Below are 26974 nucleotides of genomic sequence, written 5' to 3' on the forward strand. Positions count from 1 at the left end.
TTATTTACATAAATTCTTTTAAAGCAATAGCTAATCTTTTTATACCTTCTACAATTTTATCTTCTGTCATAGTAGAGTAGTTCATTCTAAAACAATTATATTTGCCTCCATTAGGGAAGAATGCTTCTCCTGACACATATGCCACATTATTCTCTAAACACTTTTTAAGTAATTCTGATGCATCTATGTTTTCAGGTAATTCTAACCAGGTAAACAGTCCTCCTGATGGACGTGTAAATTTAACACCTTCTGGAAGTTCCTCTTCCAAAGTTTTAAGCATCAAATCTCTACGTACTTTATACACAGATTTTATTTTTTCTACGTGAGCATCTAAATCATACATTTCCATAAACTTGTTAACTTCTCTTTGACTTATTGTAGATGCCTGCAAATCCGCACCCTGTTTTACAATTATAAATTTACTTAAGATTTCTGGAGAAGCACAAGTCCATCCTAATCTATATCCTGGACAGAATATTTTTGAAAAGCTCCCCAAATATATAATCAATCCCTTTGTATCTAATGCTTTTAGACATGGTAAAAATCCCTCATCAAATCTTAACTCTACATAAGGATTGTCTTCTATAGCAGGTATTTCATACTTATTTATTATTTCTATAAACTTTTTACGTCTTTCTAGCGACCAAGTTCTTCCTGTTGGATTCTGAAAGTCGGGTATAACATATATCATTTTTACATTTTTAGTTTTTTCTAATATTTCTTCTAACGCTTCCATTATCATACCATTTTCATCAGTTGGAACTTCTATATATTTAGGTTGATAGGAATTAAATGCATTTATAGCGCCTAAATATGAAGGACTTTCACATAAGATTACATCACCTTTATTAATAAATATTTTTCCGGCAAAATCTAATCCTTGCTGTGATCCATTAGTAATAAGTATATCAACCTTGGATATATTAGTTTTTAACTTATCATTCATCCTTTGAGCTATCTTCTCTCTTAATGGTCCATGTCCTTCTGTTGTTGAATATTGCAATGCAGCTCTGCCTTCTTCTTCTAATACCGCAACTGATACCTTCTTCATTTCTTCAATTGGAAATAATTCAGGCGCTGGCAATCCACCTGCAAAAGATATTACCTCAGGATTCTCAGTAAGTTTTAATAATTCACGAATTTCAGAGCCTTTTATATTTTTCATTCTATCAGCAAATTCAACTGGCATGTTATCCCCCCTATAAATTTGTTCCCCTTTTATTTATAAGCATGTCAGTTAAGTTTTAGAACTATTTTTACTTTATATTAAAAATTTTTTTTATACTATCTATTTACAATTTTCTTTACTCTTTTTTCTAATGTTGGTCTATCTAGCATTATTAGTCTTGAACATTGAGTGCATTTTATTTTTATATCCATACCCACTCTTGTGATTTCAAATTCTTTACAACCACAAGCATGTTGCTTCTTCAATTCTACTATATCCCCAACTTTTAAATCTATTGGCATAAAATTTCTCCTCCTATCCTATTTGTTCTACACTTTTTTTACCATCAGATAGTTTTTGTATTTTAAATATTCCTTTATAATCTACTTCACTATTTATTAGTATTTCTTTTACCTTATCTATGTCTTCAACTAAAAATCTAATTGATATTCCACAACTAGCAGTTATTTCTCTTGGTGTTGGTAATGTTGTACATTTTATATTATTTTCGCTTAATATTTTTTCTGTTCTTATTGCATGATGCGTTGAGTTAAATGATACTATATACATTTCATTCATTTTGATGACCTCTCTTTTATGTAATTTATATTGAAATTATATTTTAATTTAAAAGGCTACATATCTTATTATATGTAGCCTTTGTAATAATTATCTTTATGTCTATTATATCGATATAGTTTGTAATGAATTTTTCATTATCTCCAATATTGTATACATATTTGTGATTGAACCTACTTGTAGTTTTTCTTTTAGTCTATAATAATCTAAACAAGTTCCACAAGAAAGTATTTCTACTCCTGCTTCTTCTAATAGTTTTAGATTTTCTACAGTAGCTTCATTTTCTGTGCTTAGCTTTACACCACCATTAACAAGGATAATATGTTTTGGATAAGGTTTAGATTCTGTTAATGCATATATAAATCCTTTTATAAGCACTTTTCCTAACTCCTCATTTCCTTCTCCCATTTTATCTGATGATATAAATACACACTTATCTTCTAAGGCAATATTTTCACTTTTTTCTATTATAACATTTTCTCCTTTTTTTATCTCTATAGAAATCAAATCTTTTTCTTCTTTTATAACCTTAGCTTCACAGTTTAATGAGTTTGCTAATTTTAATATATTTTCCTTAGCAATTGCATTATCTACAGTAGTTATAACTAATCCTGATTCTATTTTATCTAACTCTTTTTTTGTATTTATAACTGGCATAGGACAGTTTAATCCCCTAGCATCAACTTCTATCTTCATGATTTATACCCTTTCTTTCAAAATTGTTTAAATTAATTCTATCATAACTAATATTTTCTTTGTTATAGATTCTTTCTATATACTAATAGAAATACTTATAGAATTTTATAAATTTTTATTTTATTTTTAAATACTACGGCTATAGAGTCTTGCCCTATAGCTTCTATATCCTTGATTTCTTCATTAAAGTTTATTATTTGCTTTTGCTTATCATTATAGATAGATTTATCTGAATATAATAAGTATGTATCTTTTATTCCCTCTATATTTAAATTTGTTTCTTTTGTTTTAATGCTTCTATACTTTCCGTCTTTAATATAACCCCAGTTTCCTTGATAATTTTTGATAAAAATATTATTTTCATTATTTTGTTCTATTAAGCTCACACCTTCTATCTTTATAGAACTTTTTTCATTTAATTCTTTATCTAAAATTTTTATACTATCCTCAAATACAATATATATATTTTCATCCATCTTCAAAATATCTAAAATAATATCATTAAATTCAGTTTCTTTTTTTATATTTCCATTTTCATCATATAAAATCAACTTATTTTGAATTTCATTTGTAATACTTATATAAGACATTAAAATATAATCATCCATTGCTTTTATATTAGTTATTTTTCCGTCAACTTCTATTCTATTATTTACCTCTCCATCATTATTTAATATCTTTAATGTTTCTTTCTCACTACCTTTAAGTGCATCTACAAATACATACTTATTTATACTTTCATACAAAAATGTTTCTGGTGAAACCTTTGTACTAAATGCTACATTTCCATTCTCATCCAGGCTAAATCCTTTGTTATCGTTTTTATTTAAAACATCAATATAAATATTACTGTATATCTTTGTATTTCCTGATTGCATTTCTTGAGTTTGTATATCTTTTCCCTCTTCATCTATAATTTTAAGTTCATTATCATTCAATAAACATAATCTATTCTTATATTCTAAATACTGTATCTCCCCTGTAAAATCTATAGTTCTTATTTCCTTTATACTATCTGTATTTGAACTTAAGCCATTAAATGTACTTATCTTACTAGGATTTATAAATATTAATAATAGTAGTGCTATTATTGCCAATATGGTTATTTTTTTCATACTTTATCCTCTCCTAACTTCTATACTTAATTCTATATAAAAAAAAAGACTCCTTTTTAAAAGAGTCTTTTTAAATTATTTCTAAATTTTTATAAACAAATACTCCCTTTTGGTAGTATTCTAATTCTTTGTCTTTCGATATATTAGCATATAATTGTCCTAATTCTATGTATAAGTCAGCCAATAGTTTTTGCTCTTCTAGAGTAGAAACTATTGCTATACATTTAGTTAAATATTCTATTGCCAATTCTATTTCATTTTCTTTTTTATGGATATCTGAATAAAACTTTAAAGATTTATATTCACTTAATTTATTTTTACTTTTAATTGAGGATGCTAAAGTCAACTTACAGTATTTTCTAGCTAAAGAATACTCTTCATCATCTATATAAGACTGTATCATGTTAAATAGGCCATCTAACATATATTGATCTTCATCATTTTTCTTTATATCGTATGCTCTCTGAGAATATTCTAATACTTTTTCCGTATCTCCTATACTTGAGTAAACATCACTCATGGCCAAATATATTTTTGCTAATTTATTTTTATCCTCTTCTTTTTCAATTATTTCTAATGCTCTTCTAAAATACTCTTTAGATTCTTCGTATCTCCCCATATCGAATAAACCTTTTGCTTTTAGAACAATCATTTCAGCTTCTTCTTTTATAGAGTTATTCTTATCTAATTCATTTATCTTAGATATATATTCTAAAGACTTTTGAGGCTGATCTAATTGCATATAGCAACTTGCTATCTTACTGTATAAATCCTTATATAGGTTAATATCTTCATCTTTAATATCATCCAATATTTCCTCAGCAAAACTGAAATGACTTATTGCTCCTTTATAAAATTTTTCTTTATTATAGATTCTTCCTATATCTAAATAGCATTTAAATATATTTTTTTTATCGTTATTTTTTATAAAGAAGAATAATGCTTTCTCAAAGCTGCTAATTGCATTGTCATAATCTCCTCTTTTTAAATGAATATTCGCTAGTAAAAAATTACATTTTCCGTAATTATCCGTTAAGTCGTATTCTTTACATATTTCTAAAGCTTTAGTTATTTGCTCATCTGCTTTTTCTAATTCATTACTTTTTATATATATTTCACTTTGAAGTATTAAGTTATCAGTTATTTTTTTTGCTTGCATATCTTTCGTTTCCAAAAGGTAATCTGCACTAACATCTAGCCTCTTAGCTAAATAATCTAGTAACTCGTAGCTTGTATGGGATTTATCTCGTTCTATATGACTTATCTGAGCTGCAGTTATCCTGTCTCCCGCTAATTCCTTTAACGTCATATTTTTTTCTTTTCTCAGTTTTTTTATTTTCTCGCCCAAACTTAAAATGTTCATACTATTCCCCCCTAACCCACTGAATTAATTGGTTTATTATAATATAATTATAACTTATGTTTATCTTAAAAACACTATATAAATTTACATTATTTGGTTTTATGCTGTCATTTTAACTTAAAAAAAAGGAGTATCTAAAATAATTCAGATACTCCTTTTTATTAATTATTAATCGCTATCTCTTTTAATGCTTCTATAGTCTTATCAATATCTTCTTTAGTATTAAAGTACCCTAAGCTAAATCTTACGACACCCTGCTCTAGTGTTCCTAATGTTTTATGTGCTAATGGAGAGCAATGAATTCCTGATCTTGTAGCTATATCATATTCACTATCTAATAAAAATGTTACTTCACCTGAATCCATACTCCCTATATTTAAAGCTATTACAGCTGCTTTTTCTTTAACATTTTTCGTTCCATAAATTACTATATTAGGAACTTCCTCTAATCTATTTAGCATATATTCACATAGTTTTTCTTCATGTTCTCTTATGTTTTCAATACCTTCTTCAAATATAAACTTAACGCCTGCGTTTAAACCAGCAATTCCAGATGTATTGTTAGTTCCTGATTCATACTTATCTGGAACTAAATCTGGCTGAAATAAATCTTCTGATTTACTTCCTGTTCCACCTTCTTTTAAAATATCTATGTTTAGACCTTCTCTTATATACAAAATACCAGTTCCCTGTGGACCAAATAAGCATTTATGTCCTGGTGCCGCTAACATATCCACGTTTATTTTTTTTACATCTATATCATAAACTCCTGCTGTTTGAGAAGCATCTACTAAATATAAAATATTATGTTTTTTGGCAATTTCACTTACTTTCGCTATATCAACTAATGTTCCACATACATTTGATGCATGAGTGGTTACTATTAACTTTGTATTTGCTTTTATTGCATTTTCTAGATCTTTATAATCTAAAAAACCATCTTTATCACAGTTAACTATTGTATTTTCCACACCATTTTTTTCTAGTGCCTTTATAGGTCTTATTACTGAGTTATGTTCCATACTAGTAGTTATTATATGATCTCCCTTAGTTACACTTCCTTTAATAGCTAAATTTAGTGAATCTGTAGCATTGCTAGTAAATACTATATTCATAGGGTTATCAATATTAAATAATTTTGCTAGGTTTTCTCTTGCATCATATATTTCCCTTGCAGCTCTCATAGCTAATCTATGACCTGCTCTTCCTGGATTAGCACAATAATTTTTCATACAGTCTAATACTGCATCATATACTGAGTTTGGTTTTGGATATGTTGTAGCCGCATTGTCTAAATAAATCATTCTAATTTCCTTTCTTAAGGACTTACATATCTTCAAGCAGCATAGATACTATGCTATTTAATTCCTCATCATTATAGTATTCTATTTCTATTTTTCCTTTTTTCTTACCTTGAGATATATTTACCTTTGTTCCAAATATATTTCTTAATCTTTCTTCTACATCAACAATAAATATGTCTTTTTCTTTTTTTGTTGGTATTTTTACATTTTGTTCTTCACTTATTTTTTTAGCTATGCTTTCTGTCGCTCTTACTGAAAGTTCTTCTTCTACAATTCTTTTAGCAACTTCTAATTGCTTGTCTTTATCTGTAATTCTAAGTAGAGCTTTACCATGACCAGCTGTTATTTCCCCATATTCAATCATAGATATAACTTCTTCTCTTAAATTTAATAATCTAATTGTGTTAGTTATATGAGGTCTACTTTTTCCTACAGCCTCTGATATTTCTTCTTGAGTTACATTATGATTATCTATTAAACTTTTATATGCTAATGCTTCTTCTATTGGATTTAAGTCTTCTCTTTGTAAGTTCTCAATAAGTGCTATTTCCATTATATCTCTTATCGGTAAATCCTTTATTACTGCTGGTATAGAACCCTTTTTTGCAGCTCTACTAGCCCTATATCTTCTTTCACCAGCTATTATCATATATTTCCCATTTTCATCAGGTTTTACAACAATAGGCTGCAAAACACCATAGGCCTTAATTGAATCTGATAATATATTTATCTTTTCCTCATCAAACACTTTTCTTGGTTGATCTTCGTTAGGATATACCATACTTATATCTAATTCTACAATTTCTTTTTTATCGATGTCGTCCTTTAATTCTGGTATCAATGCACTAAGTCCTTTCCCTAATCTGTTGCTTCTTTTAGACACTCTCTTCTCCATATTATATTATATCCTCCTCTAAATCTATAAACTCTTCTGCTAATTCTAAATATGCCTCAGTTCCTCTGCATTTAGTGTCATAATAAATTACTGGCATGCCATGACTTGGTGCTTCTGCTAATCTTACATTTCTTGGTATAAGTGTAGTATATACACTTCCCTTAAAATATTTTTTTACTTCTTCAACTACTTGAATAGATAAGTTAGCCCTTCCATCAAACATACTTAATACAACACCCTGAATACTTATATTTGGATTTAATCTTGATTTTACTAATTTTATAGTTTGCATCAATTGGCTAACACCTTCTAATGCATAATATTCACATTGTATTGGTATTAAAACACTGTCTACAGCTGTTAAACAGTTTATAGTTAGCATCCCTAAGGATGGTGGACAGTCTATAAATATATAATCATACTCTTCTTTTACTTCTTTTATTGCGTTTTTTAATAAATATTCTCTATTTTCCATTTCTGCTATTTCTATTTCTGCACCTGAAAGGTCTGTAGCTGAGGCTACGAGATCTATATTCTCAAATTCAGTAGGTATAATAGCTTCCCTTATACTAATATCTTCTAGCATTACTTCATATATGGTATCTTCTACTTCTTGCTTATCTATACCATATCCACTAGTAGTGTTTCCTTGTGGATCTAAATCTAGAACCAAAACTCTTTTTCCCATTTTTCCTAAGCCAGCACTTAGGTTTACATTTGTTGTAGTTTTCCCAACTCCACCTTTTTGATTAAATACTGCAATTATTTTGCCCATGAGATTTCCCCCTCTAAACCTTTTAAAAAAAGATTACTGCTAAGCAGTAATCTTTACTTTTTAGGAATTTTTACAACAACTTCCATGTAATCTCCCTTATCTATTTCATTATACTTAGCCTTAATACCTGTATTTAGTATAGCATCAAAAGCCTGCTTCATTGTATTTAAGTATATTCTTATTCCCATAGAAGCTTTGATACTTTGCTTTTTCTCTGGTTCTTCTTGCGCTTCTAAGCTTTCAATTATATCCTTAATCAACTTTTCTGTTTTTTTAACAGTAAGTTCATTTTTTATAATTTTATCTAGTACTTCCTTCATCAAATCTTCCGTCGGTAACTTAAGAAGTGCTCTTGCATGTCTTTCTGTTAATCCATTTTCAACTAACTTAATCTTCACTTCTGACGGTAATCTTAAAATTCTAAGCTTATTAGCTATAGTTGACTGATTTTTTCCCAACTTTTCCGCTAGTTGTTGTTGAGTAAAGCTATGTTCTTTTATTAAGTTTTCATATCCCATAGCTTCTTCTATAAAGTTTAAGTCTTCTCTTTGAAGGTTTTCCAACAAAGCTAAAACTGCCGAAGATTCATCAGACATATTATTTATAATAGCTGGTATAGTCTTAAAGCTTGCAAGCTTGGCTGCTCTATATCTTCTTTCTCCTGCAATTAACTCATACTTATCATCTTTTTGTCTAACAGTTATAGGCTGAAGTATTCCATAAACCTTTATAGAGCTACTTAACTCTTCTAGCGCTGTTTGCGAAAATATTTTTCTTGGTTGATATGGATTTGGAACTATATTTTCTATAGGTATCTCCATAACTCTTTTATCTTCCATAACATCCCTCTCTCATTAGATATAAATATATTTAAATTTCAGTAAATCTTTACATTATTTAATTAATTCTTTTATTAATTATACATCTGTGTATAATATTTCTTCATATAAATACTTAATCCTTCTAATTTATAGAAATTCTATAAATTAAATGTATAATTAAGTTCTATAAAGTATCTACTATTCTATTTTATAGGACTTTTTGCAGGTTTCCCAGCTTTTCTTGGATACTTTTCTGGAGTATTTTTTATTTTTTTGAATACCAATATATTATGCTTCAATTCTTCATTAGGTAGTTCGATATCTATCTTCTCAACAAATTCTATCCCTAATACATCCATTGCAGCTTTAGATTCTTCTAATTCTAAATTAGCATTTGGACCCTTTAAGCATACAAAATATCCGCCTACCTTTACAAAAGGTACACAAAATTCCATTAATATAGGTAATCCAGCAACTGCTCTAGCAGTAGCTACATCATATTGTTCTCTATAATCTGAATTTTTTCCAAAATCTTCAGCTCTACCATGTATAAATTCTACATCTTTAAGGTTTACAGTACTACTAACTTCTTGAAGGAAGTTTATTCTTTTATTTAAAGAATCTAAAAGTGTTAGCTTTATATTCTGTAGACATATTTTTAATGGTAAACCAGGAAATCCTGCACCTGTTCCAACATCAATTAAAGAAATACCATCTTTAATATATCCATTGCTAACAGCAGAAATAGAGTCTAAGAAGTGCTTTATAAACACCTCTTTTTCTTCTTCTATTCCTGTTAAATTCATTTTTTGATTCCAATCAACTAAAATTTCTCTATATGTTTTTAAATCGCTTATTACTTGGTCACTTACTTCTATACCAAAACCTTTTATACCTTGTCTTAATATATCTTCGTTAGTCATTCTTGCCTCCTCTATTTCTCTTCATCTGCTCTAAATAAATAAGAAGAACAGAAATATCCGCTGGAGAAACTCCTGATATACGAGATGCTTGTCCTATTGATATAGGTTTTATATTATCAAGTTTTTGTCTTGCTTCTATTCTAAGACCTTCTATTGATGCATAGCTTATATCTTCTGGAAGCTTTCTATTTTCTAACTTCTTAAATTGATCTATTTGTTTTAATTGCTTATCTATATAACCTTCATATTTAGTCATTATTACACATTGTTCTTTTACTTCATCAGATACATCATCACCTGCGCCCTTGCCTATGGCTTCTATTAAGTCATAATTAACTTCTGGACGCTTTAAGAATTCATATAAAGATAAACCTACTTTTATTTCTGATGCTCCCATTTCTTCTAACTTATGATTAACTTCTTTAGGAGTAACTCTTTCAGTTTTTAATCTTTCTAATTCTTTTTCTACAGCATCTTTTTTCTCTAAGAATCTTTGATATCTATCCTCTGAAACTAATCCAATATCATAACCTCTTTGAGTAAGCCTCATATCAGCATTATCTTGTCTTAGATATAATCTATATTCTGATCTAGATGTCATCATTCTGTACGGTTCGTTAGTTCCTTTTGTAACTAAGTCATCAATTAGAACTCCTATATATGCCTCAGATCTATCAAGTACAAAAGGCTCTTTTCCTTCGATTTTCATAACTGCATTTATACCTGCAATAAGACCTTGTGCCGCAGCTTCTTCATATCCTGAAGTTCCGTTAAACTGACCTGCACTAAATAAGTTTTCTACACCTTTTATTTCTAGTGAAATTTTTAATTGAGTTGGATCTATACAATCATACTCAATTGCATATGCTGGTCTCATTATTTTAGCATTTTCAAGACCTGCTACACTTTTATACATCGCAATTTGTACTTCATAAGGCAAGCTTGTAGATATACCTTGGATGTACATTTCTTTAGTGTCTAAACCTTCTGGTTCTATAAATATTTGATGCGACTCTTTATCGTTGAATCTTACAACTTTGTCTTCTATAGAAGGACAATATCTAGCTCCTGTACTTTCCACTTTTCCACTGTACATTGCTGATCTACCTAGGTTATTCATTATTATTTCATGAGTCTCTAAGTTAGTTCTTGTTAAGTAACAAGGAATTTGATCGATCTTTAAGTTATCTGTTAAGAAAGAAAATGGTGTAATTTTCTCGTCTCCTTCTTGAATTGACATAACTGAGAAATCAATACTATCTCTGTGTACTCTAGCAGGTGTTCCAGTCTTAAATCTTCTCATTTGTAGACCTAATTTAACTAAACTCTCTGTTAAGTTTTTTGCGTACCCTAATCCATTAGGACCTTCCATGAAAGATACTTCTCCCATATATATTTTAGAGTTTAAATAAACACCAGTTGCTAATATAACTGCTTTTGAATAGTACTCACAACCTAACTTTGTAACTACTCCTGTAACTACGTTATCTTCATGAAGTATATCTATAACCTCATCCATTACAACATCTAAATTAGGTTCATCTTCTATAGTCTTTTTCATTTCTGTATGATATTTAAATTTATCTGCTTGTGCTCTTAATGAATGAACTGCCGGTCCCTTTGCTGTATTTAACATTCTACTTTGTATAATTGTTTTATCAGCATTTATTCCCATTTGCCCACCTAGAGCATCTATTTCTTTAACTAATTGACCTTTTCCAGTTCCACCTATATTAGGGTTACATGGCATCATAGCGATTGAGTCTAACGTTAATGTTATCATTAATGTTCTTTGACCCATTCTTGCAGTTGCTAAAGCAGCTTCACAACCTGCATGACCTGCTCCAACAACTATTACATCATAATTTCCTGCATTAAAGTTTTTCATGCAAATCTCCTCTCTGAAAATATTAATGTTTCACAATAAACATTAGATTTCTACAAAAATATTTATTGAATTTCATTAATACTATAAATTATTAAGCTATATTTTTAAATTAATTATTCCTATTTCCCTATACAGAAATTAGCGAATATTGTATCTAATAAGTCTTCTTTTACTGTATCTCCGTTTATATATCCTAAATAATCCCATATATTTTTAAAATCAACTTCTATAAAGTCATATGGCATACTTTGGTCTATCGCACTTATTGCATCATTTATAGACTCATACGCTTTTAATAAGGCATCCTTGTGTCTAGAGTTAGTTATCATCAAATTAGAAGAATTTTTAACGCTACCTTTATAAACCATAGCTTCTATCTTATCTTGTAATTCTTCTAGACCCTTATGTTGTAATGCCGATATCTTTATTATACTACTACAGTCAACATATTTAGACAATTCATCTATATCAATTTTTTGTGGTAAATCAGTTTTATTTAATAAAACTATAGTCTTTTTATTTTCTAGAGTTTCTAGTATTTCTCTATCCTCTTGTGATAAAGGTCTTGATGAATCAAGTACCATTATAACTAAATCTGCTGTATTATAAGATTCTTTAGATTTTTCTACACCTATCTTTTCTACAATATCTTCAGTTTCTCTAATACCCGCTGTGTCAACTATCTTAAGAGGTATACCTTTTATATTTACAAATTCTTCAATTACATCCCTAGTAGTTCCAGCTATATCTGTAACTATAGCTCTATTCTCACCTAGTATAGAATTTAATAGAGATGATTTCCCAACATTTGGTTTACCTATTATAACTGTTTTTAGTCCATCTCTTAATATTTTTCCACTCTCAGATGTATCATACAATTTTTTTATTTCATTTTTAATATCCTCTGCATTTTCTCTAAGAGTTTTATATGTTATTTCTTCTACATCTTCCTCTGCAAAGTCTATAGAAACTTCTAAGTGAGCTAAAACTTCCGTTACTTTGAATCTTAATTCTCTTATCTTCTTAGATAATGAACCTTCTAATTGACTTTGTGCTACTTCATGAGCTTTATCAGTTTTTGCCTTTATTACATCTATTATTGCTTCTGCTTGAGATAAATCTATTCTTCCGTTTAAAAATGCTCTCTTTGTAAACTCTCCTGCATCTGCTAATCGTACATCTTTCGATAATATTAGCTCTAATATTTTCTTTACAGAAATAAATCCACCGTGGCAATTTATTTCTATAACATCTTCTCCTGTATAAGACTTAGGACCTTTCATATATGCAACTAATGCTTCATCTATTATCTTTTCACCATCTACTATAGTTCCATATATTAAAGTTCTCGTATTATAATCTTTTATTTGCTTTCCTGTTACAGATTTAAATATGCTTTCAGCTACCTGTAATGATTTTTCTCCACTAATTCTTATAATTCCTATTCCACCTTCTCCAGGAGCTGTTGCTATTGCTGCTATAGTATCATCTATAAACAAGTTTCTCACCTCTTATATAATAAATTTTATCTATATTATTCTAATTGTTACCTTAATCTTAACATTATATAAAATAAATTACAAAAATAAAACCCCCTATACTATAGGAGGCTAAATTTTATCTTTTATATTCTATAACTAATCTTCTATATGGATCAGTTCCTTCACTGTAAGTAATTACATACTTATCGTTTTGAAGTGCTGAATGTATAATCCTTCTTTCATAAGGATTCATATAATCTAGTTTTCTAGTTCTCTTAGTTTTCTTAACATCTCTAGCAACTTTATTTGCATATTTTACCAAAGATTCTTCTCTTTTTGATCTGTAGTTTTCAATATCTACAAGAACTCTCATGTGTGAATCTTTATTTATCTTGTTAAGAGCTAAACCTGTTAGGAATTGAATAGAGTCTAAAGTTTCCCCTCTTCTTCCTATTAAACAAGCTGCTTCTTCACCTTCAATGCTAACCTTTATTAGGTTCTTTTCTTGAACAACATTTACATTCGCATCAAGTTTTGCATTTTTTAATATATTCTCTACAAAGTTTCTTGCAATATCAATTTCTTCTTCTTTTACTACAGTTATCTTATAGGTACCTTCTCTTGAACCTATTAAACCTAAAAATCCTTTGCTCGGAGTCTCTAGTACTTCAACCTCAAGATCTCCTTCAACTACATTTAAATTTTCTTTGTTGAACTTTTCTAATGCTGAAGCTATAGCCTCTTGCTGTGTTTTACTTTTTAATTCTAGGCTTTTCTTCATTTATTACTTCCTCCTTAGAGTTAGCCAGTTTAGCTTTTAAAGGATTCATTACTAAGTAATATTGAGCTATAGAGAATAAGTTACTTACTGTCCAGTATAATGCAAGACCAGCTGTGAATGTATAACCCCAGTAGAATGACATTGCTGCCATAACATAAGTCATAGTCTTCATTGGACCTTGTGCTTGGTCTGGAGGAGTCATAACTTTTTGCATTACATAAGCACTTACACCTGAAAGTATCCCCATTTCGATATTATGTGTTGCTGTTAAACTTTGTAGCCATAAGAATCCAGTATCTGCTAATTTGAATGCTGCTTCATTTTGAAATACACCATAAGCTACTGGGTCTCTTAAAACACTGAATAAACCTATTATTATTGGCATTTGTATTAATAATGGTAAACACCCTGCTAATGGATTTATCTTAGCTTCTTGATATAATTTCATTATCTCTTGTTGCTGTTTTTCTGGCTTATTTTTATATTTTTCTTGTATTTCTTGTAATTTTGGCTGTATATCTTGCATAGCCTTAGTTGATTTTGTTTGCTTGATTGTAAGTGGTAATAATAATACTTTTACAAGTATTGTAAATGCTATTATTGACCATCCATAATTTTGCACAACATCGTAAATAATTCTTAAAACATGCCCTAATAAATTACCAATTATGTTCAATTCTCTATACCTCCTAGAGTATCTTTTATTTTAGAGGATCATAGCCTCCTGGATGAAAAGGATGGCATTTCAATATTCGCTTTATCGTAAGATACATACCTTTAAATAAACCATACTTTTTAAATGCCTCTATAGAATATTGCGAACAAGTGGGATAAAATCTGCAAGTAGGTCCCTTTAGAGGGGAGATATACTTTTGATATAATTTTACTAAATAAATACATAATTTCGATAAGTATATATTTATTTCCTTCATTATAAACATTATTTTATTCATATTGAAAACCTCCAAGATACAACACCCCATATGTACCTACATAAACATTTCTGCTTTTTTCACAAGATGCTTCATAGATTTTTCTACATCTTTATACTCAGCATCTTTTATAGCAACCCTTGCAATAAAAACTATGTCATATCCATATTTAACGTTTTCATCTATATTGACTCTATATGCTTCCTTAATCCTTCTTCTTACCTTATTTCTTATAATCGCTTTTCCTACCTTTTTTGATACTGATATTCCAATACGACTATTTTCTGATTTATTATTTAGTATATACATTACTAGATATCTATTTGCAAAAGACTTGCCGTGTTTATATACTTTTCTAAAATCAGAATCTTTTTTTAAACCTTGTGTTCTATTAAAGTCCATATTTTATCCTCCATAAACACAGCTTCTACTATTTTTTTACACAAAAAGGCCACTTTTAAGCGGCCCTTTTAACTATTAATGAGTTAATCTCTTTCTTCCTTTAGCTCTTCTTCTTTTTAACACGTTTTTTCCGTTAGAAGTTTTCATTCTTTTTCTGAATCCATGTTCTTTCTTTCTTTGTCTTTTCTTTGGCTGATAAGTTCTTTTCATTCTATTGCACCGCCTTTCAGATTTTTTCCGTTTTATTTTATTAAAATAACAACTTTACCCTCAAAGTAAACATAACACATACAATTATAAATGCTTTTATTTTAGTTGTCAACGTGTTTTTGGACGACCAAATACACTTATTTGGATTATAAAAAATTCTATCTATTTATATAAATGTATATAACTTTTTATATTTCCTTTTTATTATAGCTTAAAAACAGTAGATTTTATACCTGTGTGTATTTTTATCAACAATATGACAATACTGTGGATAAATTACGCATATTATATTGAAGTTTGGCATATATTCTGATATTATTAATATACCTGTTGATAATGTTCATAAATTTATCAACTATTTTAATTTTATTCACAAACTGTGGATATAAATGTGTATAACTTATAAATCTTAAGACAATACTTTAGTTATTAACTTATTTATTATTAAAATATACTATTTATAACTTTATATACATATTGTTTATATCTTTTAGTTTTTTAAGGTTAAATTTAACTTATTATATATTATACACATCATTATCCATAACTTTAATTATTCTTTTTTAAATTTATATAGATTTTTTATTTTTGTTAATAACTTTGTGGAAAATGTTAATTATTTTGTTCGGAGGTTTATATTATGGATATAGTTTCTTTATGGGACAAGACACTACAATTAATAAAAGGTGAGCTCTCTCGCCCTAGCTTTAATGCTTTTTTTAAGCAAATAGTTCCTTTAAAAATTTACTTAAATGACTTGATTCTTCTGGTTCCAAATGAATTTACAAAAAGCATACTAGAAGATAGATACCTAACTTTAATAGAAGGTTCAATAAATCAGTTATCTTTAAAAAAGTACAATGTAAAATTTGTATTAAGCGAATCAGAGGTTGAAGACTTAGACGAAGAAGAAGAAGACAAGCCTTCTAATATAAAAAAGAATTATCCTAATTTAAATCCTAAGTACACTTTTGATACATTCGTAATTGGTAATAGTAACAGATTTGCTCACGCTGCTTGTGTAGCTGTTGCTGAATCTCCTGCAAAAGCTTACAATCCTTTATTCTTATATGGAGGAGTTGGTTTAGGAAAAACACATTTAATGCATGCAATTGGACATCATATATTAAGTGAAAAAAAGGATCCAAAAGTTGTTTACGTTTCATCTGAAAAATTTACAAATGAACTTATAAACTCTATTAAAAATGATCGAAATGAAGAATTTAGAAATAAATATAGAAATGTAGACGTACTTTTAATAGATGATATTCAATTCATAGCTGGTAAAGAAGGGACTCAGGAAGAATTCTTCCATACCTTTAATTCTTTACATGAAGCAAATAAACAAATAATAATCTCTAGTGATAGGCCACCTAAAGAAATACCTACATTAGAGGATAGATTGAGATCTAGATTCGAAATGGGACTTATTACAGATATTCAGGCTCCTGATTTTGAAACTAGAATTGCTATACTTAGAAAGAAAGCTCAAATGGAACGTATCGATGTTCCAAATGAAGTAATGACTTATATAGCAAAAAATATAAAATCAAACATAAGAGAATTAGAAGGTGCTCTTACAAGAGTCGTGGCATACTCTTCTCTTACAAATAGACATATATCTTTTGATCTTGCAACAGAAGCATTAAAAGATATTATTACTACGTCTAAAACTGAGGAAATTACAGTAAATAGAATAAAAGAGAAGGTTTCAACTATTTTTAATATAAAAATGGAAGATTTTAATTCTAAAAAAAGAACTAGATCAATTGCGTATCCAAGACAAATAGCTATGTACATATCACGTGAACTTACTGATTTGTCTTTACCTAAAATAGGAGAGGAATTTGGCGGAAGAGATCATACTACAGTTATTCATGCCCATGACAAGATATCAAAAGATATACAAGAAAATGATGATATTAAAGCTAAAATAGATAAAATAATGTCTGAATTAAAAGGCTAATCTTATACACATTTGTCTGTTAATATCTGTCTAATAAAGTGTTGATAAGATTTTTGTCTATTTTTTACTAACAATATATTCTACAAAAACTAACAAAGATATTAACATTTTGTACACATGTTAATATCTTTGCGTTTATTATCACATAAGTACTTATTCACATTATCAACAACACCTACTACTATTACTACTAATATTTTTATTTATTTTTTTGTATAAAAAGCAAGAGGAGGTTATCCACAGTGAAAATAATTTGTAATCAAAAACTTTTAGCTCATAAAATAGGAATAGCTCAAAAAGCTATTAACGGAAAAGCAACTTTAGAATTATTAAAAGGGTTATTATTAACTGCGAAACATGATCAATTGAAACTTACAGGGTATGATTTAGAAATAGGTATTGAAACTTATGCTCAATCAGAAGTAATAGAAGAAGGGGAAATAGTAGTTAATGCTAGATTATTTGGAGATATAATTAGAAAATTACCTGATTCATTTGTTGAAATAGAAACGGATAATGATAATAATATTTATATAAACTGTGTTAATTCTAGATTTAAAATAAAAGGTGAAAGCGCAAAAGAATATCCTAAATTACCTGAAGTAAAAGAAGAGGATTTATATAGTATCCCTCAAGACTTACTTAAAAATATGATAAAGCAAACTGTATTTGCTACATCACAAGATCAAACTAAGCCAATATTAATGGGTGAACTTTTAGAAATAGTTGACGGAAATATAAGTTTAGTTGCAATAGATGGATACAGACTTGCTGTTAGAAGTTGTTCTATAGATAATGCAATAAACAATGCAAAAGTTATAATACCTGGAAAAACTTTAACCGACGTAAATAGTTTATTATCATCGGAAGAAGATGTAAGATTAGGATTTGATGATAAGAATGCTATTTTCATAATAGACGATACAAAAATAATAACTAGACTTTTAGAAGGTGAATTCATAGATTACAAAAAATTACTTCCTAGAGAATATAATTCTAAAATAAAATTAAAAACAAGAGATCTTTTAAACAGTATAGAAAGAGCTTCTCTTTTATCTCAAGCTGAAAAGAATAATCTTATAAAATTAACGATAAGAGATAACTCAATGGCGATAACTTCAAATACTGATAAAGGTAATGTTTATGAAGAAGTGGAATTAAATCTAGAAGGGGAATATTTAGATATTGCATTTAACTCTAGATATTTCTTAGAAGGATTAAAAAACATAGATAGCGAAGAAATATTTATAGAATTTACTACTAATGTCAATCCATGCATAATAAAACCTGCTGATGAGGTTAAGTATACTTACTTATTACTTCCAGTAAGAATTTCATCTAACATATAGAGACAGACAAAACCCAACTAGATTAAAGTTGGGTTTTTTATCACTAAATTATGCTAGTCAGTAAATTTATGATATAATATATTTTTAGCGCAATATTGGAAGAATAATATAAATGGAAAAATAGGAGGAGTCAACATGTTAGAAATAACTATAGATACTGAATATATAAAATTAGATCAATTTCTTAAGTTAGTTGACTTTGCATCAACTGGTGGACACGCAAAGTTCTTAATACAAGAAGGTGTTGTTAAAGTAAATGGTGAAGTTGAAACTAGAAGAGGTAAAAAAGTAAGACCTGGAGATATAGTTGAGGTTGAAGGGCAAAAAATTAAAGTAGTGTAAAAAGGAGCGCCTTTTATGCGACTAAAGACTTTACAGTTAGTTAACTTTAGAAACTATGATAATTTACATATAAATTTCAATGAAAAAGTTAATTTGCTTGTTGGAAAAAATGGTCAAGGTAAGACAAATATAGTAGAATCTATTTACATGTTGTCCTTTGGAAAATCATTTAGAACTAGCAAAGATAGAGAAATTATAAAATTCGAAAAAGAAAATTTATATGTAGGAGGTAGTTTCTCTAAATATAATTCAGATTACTTAATAGAGATAGCTATTGGTAAAAATAAAAAGGGTGTTAAGGTAAACAAAGTACATATACAAAAGATGTATGAGTTACTTGGTAATTTAAATGTTGTAATCTTTTCACCAGAAGATTTAAAATTAGTAAAAGAAGGACCTAAAGAACGTAGAGCATTTATAGACAAGGAAATTAGCCAAATTATACCTAAGTATTATAATTATCTTACTAATTATAACAAAGTACTATTTCAAAGAAATAAACTTTTAAAGGGACATATTGTAGATAAAAATCTACTAGATGTTTATGATGAAAGTTTAGCAAGGTATGGAAGTTATATTTATATTCTTAGGAGAGATTTTATAAAGAAAATAGCTAATATTTCTATGACAATGCATAAAAATTTGACTAATGAAATTGAAGATCTAAAAATTAATTATAAAAATCAAATAAATATATCTGAAGAGGATACTATAGAAACTGTGTACAATAAGTTTATCGAGAAACTTGTATCAAGTAGAGAGCATGATATAGATACTAGGACTACTAGATATGGTATACATAAGGATGATCTAAATATATTTATAAATGATTTAGATGTTAGATTATATGGATCACAAGGTCAGCAAAGGACTGCGTCTATTTCATTGAAATTATCAGAAATAGAGTTAATAAAAAATGAAGTAGGAGAATATCCTGTTTTAATTTTAGATGATGTTTTTAGTGAGTTAGATGAAACTAGGCAAAAGTTGCTTATAGATAACTTAAGTTTAGTACAGATGTTTATTACTACGGCTGAGGTTTCACATAAAAAAATATTTAATAAAAGTAATACAACTATTTTTAATATAAATCAAGGAAATGTTGTTAGCATAGAGAATGGAGGGAACTAAATGAAACAAGAATATGGTGCAAGTCAGATACAGGTACTAGAAGGATTAGAAGCCGTTAGAAAAAGACCTGGTATGTACATTGGTTCAACTGGTCCAAGAGGTTTACACCATTTAGTTTATGAAATCGTAGACAACAGTATAGATGAAGCCTTACAAGGATACTGTTCAAAAATATACGTAGGAATAAACGATGATGGTAGTGTAACTGTAAAAGATGATGGTAGAGGTATACCAGTAGAAGTACATCCTAAAACAGGAAAATCAACGCTGGAAACAGTATTAACAGTTCTTCATGCAGGAGGTAAATTCGGTGGAGGAGGATACAAGGTATCTGGTGGTCTTCATGGAGTTGGGGTTTCTGTAGTTAATGCTTTATCAGAATGGTTAGTTGCTGAAGTATATAGGGATGGAAAGATATACAAGCAGACTTATGCAAAAGGTGTAACTACATCTGCATTAGAACCTGTAGGTGAGGCTACTCATACTGGAACTATAATCACATTTATGCCTGATGCAACAATATTTGATGAAATAGAATTCAAGTATGAAACATTAGAATACAGACTTAGAGAATTAGCATTCTTAAATAAAGGCATAAAAATAGTATTTGAAGATAAAAGACATGAAAATCCTAAGAAGAAAGAATTCCATTATACAGGTGGATTAGTTGAGTATGTAAAATACTTAAATAAAAACAGAACTGGAATTCATGAGGATATAGTATATATAGATAAAAAAGTTAAAGATTGTGTAGTTGAGTTGGCTATGCAATATACTGATGGTTATACAGAGAACATATATTCTTTTGCTAATAATATAAATACTCACGAAGGTGGAACTCACTTAAGTGGATTTAAAGCAGCTCTTACAAAAACTATAAATGATTATGCGAGAAGAAATAAATTAATCAAAGATAGTGAGCCAAATTTAGTAGGAGAAGATATAAGAGAAGGTCTTACTGCTGTAGTATCAGTTAAGCTTCCTGAGCCTCAATTCGAAGGACAAACTAAAACTAAACTAGGAAATACAGTTATGAGAAGTATAGTTGACGGTGTAACTGTAGAGGAACTAGGTGCATTCTTAGAAGAAAATCCTACTACTGCTAGAATTATAGTAGATAAAGGGCTTAGAGCTCAAAGAGCAAGAGAAGCTGCAAAGAGAGCAAGAGAGTTAACTAGAAGAAAGAGTGTACTAGAAAGTACTTCATTACCTGGGAAATTAGCTGACTGTGCTGAAAAAGATCCAGCTAAGAGTGAAATATTCTTAGTCGAAGGGGATTCTGCCGGTGGTTCTGCTAAGCAAGGTAGAGATAGACACTCTCAGGCTATATTACCATTAAGAGGTAAAATACTTAACGTTGAAAAATCTAGATTAGATAAAATATTATCTTCTGATGAAATAAAGAATATGATAACTGCATATGGATGCGGTGTAGGAAATGATTTTGACTTAGAGAAATTAAGATATCATAAAATAGTAATCATGACCGATGCCGACGTCGATGGTGCTCACATAAGAACATTACTACTAACATTCTTCTTTAGATATATGAGACCTCTTATAGAAGAAGGTTATGTATATATAGCACAACCACCTTTATATAAAGTTAAAAAACAAAAGAAAGAATACTACGTTTATTCAGATGCTCAACTAAACAGTTTATTAGATGAAATAGGTAGACAAGGTGTAGAGCTTCAAAGATATAAAGGGCTTGGAGAGATGAACGCAGAACAGTTATGGGATACGACTATGAACCCAGAAACTAGAACTTTATTACAAGTATCTATAGATGATGCAGTAGTTGCAGATCAAATATTCTCGATGTTAATGGGAGATAAAGTAGCTCCTAGAAAAGAATTTATAGAAGCTAATGCAACTTACGTTAGAAACTTAGATGTATAAGAAAGGGGAATGTGTAAATGGAAGAAAACAATAACAAAATAATCCCTGTTGAAATAGCGGAAGAAATGAAGAACTCTTATATCGACTATGCGATGAGTGTTATAGCTGGTCGTGCCCTTCCAGATGTAAGAGATGGTTTAAAACCTGTTCATAGAAGAATATTATATTCTATGAGTGAATTAAACTTAACACCAGATAAACCTTATAGAAAGTCTGCTCGTATTGTAGGGGACGTTCTAGGGAAGTACCATCCACATGGTGATACAGCAGTTTATTTCGCAATGGTTAGAATGGCCCAAGATTTCTCGACTAGAGGTCTTTTAGTTGATGGTCATGGTAACTTTGGTTCTGTAGATGGTGACTCACCGGCTGCAATGCGTTATACAGAAGCAAAAATGAGTAAATTATCTTTAGAGTTATTAAGAGATATAGATAAAGAAACAGTAGACTTTGTGCCAAACTTTGATGAGTCTTTAAAGGAACCATCAGTATTACCATCAAGATTCCCTAACCTTTTAGTCAATGGATCAAATGGTATAGCAGTTGGTATGGCAACATCAGTACCACCTCATAACTTAGGTGAAGTTATAGATGCAACTATACAATTAATAGATAACCCTGAATGTACAGTTGAAGATTTAATGAAAAATATACAAGGACCTGATTTCCCAACTTCAGCAATAATAATGGGAAAAGAAAGTATAGCAGATGCATACAGAACAGGTAGAGGTAAGGTAAAAGTTAGAGCTAGGGCTTATATAGAAGAGTTAGCTAAAGGAAGACAACAAATAGTTGTAACAGAAATACCATATCAGGTAAATAAAGCTAAACTAGTGGAAAGAATAGCTGAATTAGTTAAAGATAAGAAGTTAGAGGGAATATCTGACTTAAGAGATGAAAGTAACAGGCAAGGTATGAGAATTGTTATAGAATTAAAGAGAGATGCTAATGCTAATATAGTATTAAATAATCTTTATAAACATTCTCAAATGGAAGATACTTTTAGTATAATAATGCTTGCTCTTGTAAACGGAGTACCTAGAGTATTAAACCTTAAGCAAATATTATACTACTACTTAGAGCATCAAAAAGATGTTGTAACTAGAAGAACTAAATTCGACTTAAATAAGGCTGAAGCTAGAGCTCATATATTAGAAGGTTTAAAAATAGCATTAGATAATATAGATGCTGTTATAAGTTTAATAAGAGCTTCAAAAACTACTCAAGAAGCTAAAGCGGGATTAATAGAGAAGTTCAATTTAAGTGATGTTCAAGCACAAGCTATCTTAGATATGAGACTTCAAAGACTTACAGGTTTAGAAAGAGATAAGATAGAAGCTGAATATCAAGAATTACTTAAGAAGATCGAAAGATTAAGAGCTATATTAGCTGATGAAAAATTACTTTTAAACGTAATCAAAAAAGAAATATTAGAAATAAAAGAAAAATATGCTGATGAAAGAAGAACTGAAATAAGACATGCTGAAGGCGAAATAGATATGAGAGATCTTATAAGTGATGAAGAAATTACAATAACACTTACTCACTTTGGTTACATTAAGAGATTGCCATCAGATACTTACAAGAGTCAAAAAAGAGGTGGAAGAGGAGTTGCAGCTCTTACAACAAGAGAAGAAGACTTCATAAAAGAACTTGTTACTACTACAACTCATAGTAGATTATTATTCTTCACTAATAGAGGTAGAGTGTTCAGATTAGATGCATTTGAAGTTCCAGAAGGAAAGAGACAATCTAAAGGAACTGCTATAGTTAATTTACTTCAATTAGCACCTAATGAGAAAATAGCTACGTTAATTGCAATAGATGCAAAAGATGAAGATAAATATTTATTATTAGCTACGAAAAAAGGTATAGTTAAAAAGACTAAGAGAGAAGAATTTAAAAATATAAATAAATCAGGTCTTATAGCTATAGGATTAAGAGCTGATGATGAGTTAATAGATGTTAAACTTACTGACGGAAACAAAGAAGTTCTTTTAGTCACAAAAGATGGTATGTCTATTAGATTTGATGAGAATGATATAAGACATATGGGAAGAACTGCTATGGGTGTTAAAGGTATAACTTTATCAGGTGATGATGAAGTTGTGTCTATGAATCTTTCTGATGAAGGAACTGATTTACTTGTAGTTAGCGAAAATGGATTAGGTAAAAGAACAGACATAACTGAATATAGAAGCCAAATAAGAGCTGGTAAAGGAATAAAAACTTATAATAATAGCGAAAAGACAGGTAAAATTGTCGGAGCAGAAATGGTAAATGAAGATGACGAAATTATGATAATAAACTCTGATGGAGTTCTTATTAGATTAAGAGTAGCAGATATATCAATATTTGGTAGAGTAACAAGTGGTGTGAAACTAATGAAAACTGATGACGAAGTAAATGTAGTTTCCATAGCTAAAATAAATATGGAAGAAGAATAGGATTTTATCCTATTCTTTTTGTATAATTTAGTTATAATTGAGATATGTATATATATATAAAGAGAGAGGAGAAGCATTTATGAGTAGAAAAGGCGGAAAGTATTTATTTCTAGGAGCAATATTAGGATTTATTGCAGGTTTATTCTTTGCTCCTAAAAAGGGATCTGAATTAAGAAGAGACGCGAAAGAAAAATTTGATGAAGTGAAAGAAAATCCGAAAGATGTTCTACATGAAACATTAGAGGATGTAAAAGAAAAAATATCATTACTTACAGAAGATTTAGATGAAGATAATATAGAAATCTCAGAAGATGAAATAATAATAAGTAGAACTTTCGGTGGTGAGGGAGAGAGTAAGTAATGAATGCAATGGGGTGGCAAATCGGTGCTATTTTAATTGGAGCATCAGCTTTAATTGTGGCTATATATATAGCTAAATTATTAAACAGCACAACTAAGGTTGTGGAAAGAGCTAATAGATTAATTGATTATAATGAAAGAAATATTCAGGAGATAATTGAAAATACAGCATCTATAACAAAAAGCGTAGATGAAATTATAGCTATACTTACGAAAGTAACTAGTATACTTAAGGTATTTAGGATTTTTAGAAAATAGATATTAGGAGGTTTTTAAATGTCAATAAACATAAATTCTACATTAGATTCTCAAAATAAATTTTGGGATGTAAATTTAGGCGGAGAATTAGATGTATCTACATCAGATAAATTAAAAGAATATTTACATAAGCTAGCAGATAAAGAAATGTTAGATATGAAAATTAACCTTGAAAATTTAGAATATATAGATTCTACTGGATTAGGCGTTATGATAGGTGTTTTAAAAAAATTAAAAGTGGGAAATAAAGAAATATACATAATTAATCCTAGAAGTAATGTTAGAAAGATTTTTAATATAACAGGTCTAGATAAAATATTTAAAGTGGAGGGATAAATTTTGACTTGTGAAAGTATAAAAATGGAAATTAGCGCTAATCCAGAGTATGTAGGTATTATAAGATTGACAACTTCAGGGATAGCTAATAAGATAGGTTTTTCTATAGATGATATAGAAGACATGAAAGTTGCAGTATCAGAAGCTTGCACAAATGCAATTAAACATAGTTCGGATGATGTATTTTATATAACTTTTAATATATTAGATAATGGACTTAATATAGAGATTAAAGATAACGGAATTGGTTGTAATATAGAATCTTTAGGAAAACCGGACTTAGATAATCCAAAAGAAAATGGATTAGGAATATTTATAATACAAACTTTAATGGATGAAGTGAGTATTGAATCATCGGTCAACGAAGGAACAATAATAAAAATGACTAAATATTTAGGAGTTGATAATTAATGAAAGACGTAGCTAATGCTACTAATTACCTAAATATGGATAATAAAGAACTGTTCAAGATATATAGTAAAAATAAAGATAGAGAAATAAGAAATATTTTGATTGAGAGACATCTATATTTAGTAAACTTACTAGCGAGAAAGTATATTAATAAGGGTGTTGAGTTTGAAGATATTTATCAGGTGGCATCCTTAGCTTTAATATATGCTATTGATAGATATGATATTGAAAAAGGGTTTGAATTTTCTAGCTTTGCAACTCCAACAATTGTAGGTGAAATAAAGAAATACTTTAGAGATAAGGTTTGGACATTAAGAGTACCTAGAAGAGTTCAAGAGTTAAGTAAAAAGATTAGTGAAGCTAAGTTGGTTTTAGAACAAGAAAGTAAAAAACATCCAAAGGCTAAAGATATAGCTAAGTATTTAGGGTGTACAGAGGAAGATGTTCTAGAAGCTATGGAAGCATCGTATGGATATCAACCTATATCATTAGATGCTACAAGTAATGACGATTCAGAAGATAAAGATATTACGCTTATTGATAAAATAGGGCAAGAAGAAAATAATTTTAGAGATATAGAACATAATGATTTTATAAGTAAGTTCATGGAAACATTAAATGAATTAGAAATAAAAATATTTAAAGATAGATTCTTTTTAGATAAAACTCAATCGACTATAGCAAAGGAATTAGATATATCTCAAATGACTGTATCTAGGCTAGAGAGAAAGATTGTAGATAAGCTTAGAAAAGAATATGAAAAAAATATATAAAAAATGAAAAAAAGTATTGACCTACTGTTTAATAGATGGTATATTATTACTTGTCCGAGAGATACGGATAAAATGAGAACTGAAAAAAGTCTTGACTAAGAAATAAAAACTTGGTAAGATAAGTAAGTCGAAGATAATGAACTTTGAAAATTAAACAGTAGGTTAATTTATATAACTAATTCTTTATAAGAATTATTCGAAACAACCAAACAAAGCCAGATATATAACAGTATCTGAGCCCATCAACTTTTATTTGAGAGTTTGATCCTGGCTCAGGATGAACGCTGGCGGCGTGCCTAACACATGCAAGTCGAGCGATTTACTTCGGTAAAAAGCGGCGGACGGGTGAGTAACGCGTGGGTAACC

General features: G+C 29.1%; 29 protein-coding genes and 1 rRNA gene. 12 read left to right on the plus strand and 18 right to left on the minus strand.

Features of this window, described 5'->3' with window-relative positions:
- Nucleotides 1-4: 4 nt before the first annotated feature.
- The 18 genes from H8923_RS15580 to rpmH form a co-directional block, all read right to left on the minus strand.
- Nucleotides 5-1189: an aminotransferase-like domain-containing protein gene (locus H8923_RS15580; protein ID WP_153972782.1), complete on the minus strand. Its 1185-nt coding sequence runs from the start codon at nucleotides 1187-1189 to the stop codon at nucleotides 5-7.
- 95 nt (nucleotides 1190-1284) lie between these two features.
- Complete coding sequence (locus H8923_RS15585; RefSeq protein ID WP_153972783.1) at nucleotides 1285-1470, minus strand: DUF951 domain-containing protein; 186 nt, start codon at nucleotides 1468-1470, stop codon at nucleotides 1285-1287.
- Nucleotides 1471-1483: 13 nt separating this feature from the next.
- Nucleotides 1484-1747 carry a DUF3343 domain-containing protein gene (locus H8923_RS15590; RefSeq protein WP_153972784.1) on the minus strand — a complete coding sequence of 88 codons (264 nt, stop codon included), beginning with the start codon at nucleotides 1745-1747 and terminating at the stop codon, nucleotides 1484-1486.
- A gap of 105 nt (nucleotides 1748-1852) precedes the next feature.
- Nucleotides 1853-2443 carry a sulfurtransferase-like selenium metabolism protein YedF gene (gene yedF / locus H8923_RS15595; protein ID WP_153972785.1) on the minus strand — a complete coding sequence of 197 codons (591 nt, stop codon included), beginning with the start codon at nucleotides 2441-2443 and terminating at the stop codon, nucleotides 1853-1855.
- A gap of 95 nt (nucleotides 2444-2538) precedes the next feature.
- Nucleotides 2539-3558 carry a hypothetical protein gene (locus H8923_RS15600; RefSeq protein ID WP_153972786.1) on the minus strand — a complete coding sequence of 340 codons (1020 nt, stop codon included), beginning with the start codon at nucleotides 3556-3558 and terminating at the stop codon, nucleotides 2539-2541.
- Between the two features lie 70 nt (nucleotides 3559-3628).
- Nucleotides 3629-4921 (minus strand): helix-turn-helix domain-containing protein, encoded by a 1293-nt coding sequence (locus tag H8923_RS15605; RefSeq protein ID WP_153972787.1) that lies wholly within the window; start codon nucleotides 4919-4921, stop codon nucleotides 3629-3631.
- A 161-nt stretch (nucleotides 4922-5082) separates the two neighbouring features.
- Complete coding sequence (locus tag H8923_RS15610) at nucleotides 5083-6225, minus strand: aminotransferase class V-fold PLP-dependent enzyme (RefSeq protein WP_153972788.1); 1143 nt, start codon at nucleotides 6223-6225, stop codon at nucleotides 5083-5085.
- Nucleotides 6226-6247: 22 nt separating this feature from the next.
- Nucleotides 6248-7120, minus strand: coding sequence for a ParB/RepB/Spo0J family partition protein (locus H8923_RS15615; RefSeq protein ID WP_153972789.1), 873 nt, complete (start codon nucleotides 7118-7120; stop codon nucleotides 6248-6250).
- 1 nt (nucleotide 7121) lies between these two features.
- Nucleotides 7122-7895, minus strand: coding sequence for a ParA family protein (locus tag H8923_RS15620; protein ID WP_153972790.1), 774 nt, complete (start codon nucleotides 7893-7895; stop codon nucleotides 7122-7124).
- A gap of 53 nt (nucleotides 7896-7948) precedes the next feature.
- Nucleotides 7949-8734: a nucleoid occlusion protein gene (gene noc, locus H8923_RS15625; RefSeq protein ID WP_153972791.1), complete on the minus strand. Its 786-nt coding sequence runs from the start codon at nucleotides 8732-8734 to the stop codon at nucleotides 7949-7951.
- A 185-nt stretch (nucleotides 8735-8919) separates the two neighbouring features.
- The gene (gene rsmG / locus H8923_RS15630) at nucleotides 8920-9639 is read right to left on the minus strand and encodes a 16S rRNA (guanine(527)-N(7))-methyltransferase RsmG (RefSeq protein WP_153972792.1); all 720 of its coding nucleotides are present in this window, start codon (nucleotides 9637-9639) and stop codon (nucleotides 8920-8922) included.
- Nucleotides 9632-11527 (minus strand): tRNA uridine-5-carboxymethylaminomethyl(34) synthesis enzyme MnmG, encoded by a 1896-nt coding sequence (gene mnmG / locus H8923_RS15635; protein ID WP_153972793.1) that lies wholly within the window; start codon nucleotides 11525-11527, stop codon nucleotides 9632-9634. The genes rsmG and mnmG overlap by 8 nt, the downstream gene beginning before the upstream one ends.
- Nucleotides 11528-11646: 119 nt before the next feature.
- Complete coding sequence (mnmE, locus tag H8923_RS15640) at nucleotides 11647-13026, minus strand: tRNA uridine-5-carboxymethylaminomethyl(34) synthesis GTPase MnmE (protein WP_153972794.1); 1380 nt, start codon at nucleotides 13024-13026, stop codon at nucleotides 11647-11649.
- A gap of 118 nt (nucleotides 13027-13144) precedes the next feature.
- A complete protein-coding gene (gene jag, locus H8923_RS15645) occupies nucleotides 13145-13789 on the minus strand; it encodes an RNA-binding cell elongation regulator Jag/EloR (protein ID WP_153972795.1) in 645 nt (214 codons plus the stop codon).
- Nucleotides 13761-14465 carry a YidC/Oxa1 family membrane protein insertase gene (locus H8923_RS15650; RefSeq protein WP_153972796.1) on the minus strand — a complete coding sequence of 235 codons (705 nt, stop codon included), beginning with the start codon at nucleotides 14463-14465 and terminating at the stop codon, nucleotides 13761-13763. The genes jag and H8923_RS15650 overlap by 29 nt, the downstream gene beginning before the upstream one ends.
- A 25-nt stretch (nucleotides 14466-14490) precedes the next feature.
- The gene (yidD, locus tag H8923_RS15655) at nucleotides 14491-14742 is read right to left on the minus strand and encodes a membrane protein insertion efficiency factor YidD (protein WP_153972797.1); all 252 of its coding nucleotides are present in this window, start codon (nucleotides 14740-14742) and stop codon (nucleotides 14491-14493) included.
- Between the two features lie 36 nt (nucleotides 14743-14778).
- On the minus strand, nucleotides 14779-15123 hold the full coding sequence (rnpA, locus tag H8923_RS15660; protein ID WP_153972798.1) for a ribonuclease P protein component: 345 nt from the start codon (nucleotides 15121-15123) through the stop codon (nucleotides 14779-14781).
- Between the two features lie 75 nt (nucleotides 15124-15198).
- Entirely contained in the window at nucleotides 15199-15333 is a 135-nt protein-coding gene (rpmH, locus tag H8923_RS15665; RefSeq protein ID WP_021428024.1) for a 50S ribosomal protein L34, read from the minus strand.
- Between the two features lie 640 nt (nucleotides 15334-15973).
- On the opposite strand from rpmH, the gene dnaA reads away from it, so the two are divergent.
- From dnaA to H8923_RS15725, 12 genes are all read left to right on the plus strand, one after another.
- The gene (gene dnaA, locus H8923_RS15670) at nucleotides 15974-17299 is read left to right on the plus strand and encodes a chromosomal replication initiator protein DnaA (protein WP_153972799.1); all 1326 of its coding nucleotides are present in this window, start codon (nucleotides 15974-15976) and stop codon (nucleotides 17297-17299) included.
- Nucleotides 17300-17541: 242 nt separating this feature from the next.
- A complete protein-coding gene (gene dnaN / locus H8923_RS15675) occupies nucleotides 17542-18648 on the plus strand; it encodes a DNA polymerase III subunit beta (protein ID WP_187127980.1) in 1107 nt (368 codons plus the stop codon).
- 135 nt (nucleotides 18649-18783) lie between these two features.
- Nucleotides 18784-18990, plus strand: a complete 207-nt coding sequence (gene yaaA, locus H8923_RS15680) for a S4 domain-containing protein YaaA (protein WP_153972800.1) — start codon at nucleotides 18784-18786, stop codon at nucleotides 18988-18990.
- A 15-nt stretch (nucleotides 18991-19005) separates the two neighbouring features.
- Complete coding sequence (gene recF, locus H8923_RS15685) at nucleotides 19006-20121, plus strand: DNA replication/repair protein RecF (RefSeq protein WP_153972801.1); 1116 nt, start codon at nucleotides 19006-19008, stop codon at nucleotides 20119-20121.
- Nucleotides 20122-22023 (plus strand): DNA topoisomerase (ATP-hydrolyzing) subunit B, encoded by a 1902-nt coding sequence (gene gyrB / locus H8923_RS15690; RefSeq protein ID WP_153972802.1) that lies wholly within the window; start codon nucleotides 20122-20124, stop codon nucleotides 22021-22023.
- Nucleotides 22024-22040: 17 nt separating this feature from the next.
- Nucleotides 22041-24470 (plus strand): DNA gyrase subunit A, encoded by a 2430-nt coding sequence (gene gyrA, locus H8923_RS15695; RefSeq protein WP_153972803.1) that lies wholly within the window; start codon nucleotides 22041-22043, stop codon nucleotides 24468-24470.
- Between the two features lie 79 nt (nucleotides 24471-24549).
- On the plus strand, nucleotides 24550-24831 hold the full coding sequence (locus H8923_RS15700) for a YtxH domain-containing protein (RefSeq protein ID WP_153972804.1): 282 nt from the start codon (nucleotides 24550-24552) through the stop codon (nucleotides 24829-24831).
- Nucleotides 24831-25088: a DUF948 domain-containing protein gene (locus tag H8923_RS15705; protein ID WP_153972805.1), complete on the plus strand. Its 258-nt coding sequence runs from the start codon at nucleotides 24831-24833 to the stop codon at nucleotides 25086-25088. The genes H8923_RS15700 and H8923_RS15705 overlap by 1 nt, the downstream gene beginning before the upstream one ends.
- A gap of 18 nt (nucleotides 25089-25106) precedes the next feature.
- Nucleotides 25107-25424, plus strand: a complete 318-nt coding sequence (locus H8923_RS15710) for an STAS domain-containing protein (RefSeq protein ID WP_153972806.1) — start codon at nucleotides 25107-25109, stop codon at nucleotides 25422-25424.
- Nucleotides 25425-25427: 3 nt separating this feature from the next.
- On the plus strand, nucleotides 25428-25835 hold the full coding sequence (locus H8923_RS15715; protein WP_279235025.1) for an ATP-binding protein: 408 nt from the start codon (nucleotides 25428-25430) through the stop codon (nucleotides 25833-25835).
- Nucleotides 25835-26608 carry a SigB/SigF/SigG family RNA polymerase sigma factor gene (locus H8923_RS15720; protein ID WP_153972807.1) on the plus strand — a complete coding sequence of 258 codons (774 nt, stop codon included), beginning with the start codon at nucleotides 25835-25837 and terminating at the stop codon, nucleotides 26606-26608. The genes H8923_RS15715 and H8923_RS15720 overlap by 1 nt, the downstream gene beginning before the upstream one ends.
- Nucleotides 26609-26857: 249 nt before the next feature.
- A 16S ribosomal RNA gene (locus tag H8923_RS15725) occupies nucleotides 26858-26974 on the plus strand; the annotation flags it as partial.

This window comes from Romboutsia faecis, assembly GCF_014323405.1.
GTDB lineage: Bacteria > Bacillota > Clostridia > Peptostreptococcales > Peptostreptococcaceae > Romboutsia_E > Romboutsia_E faecis.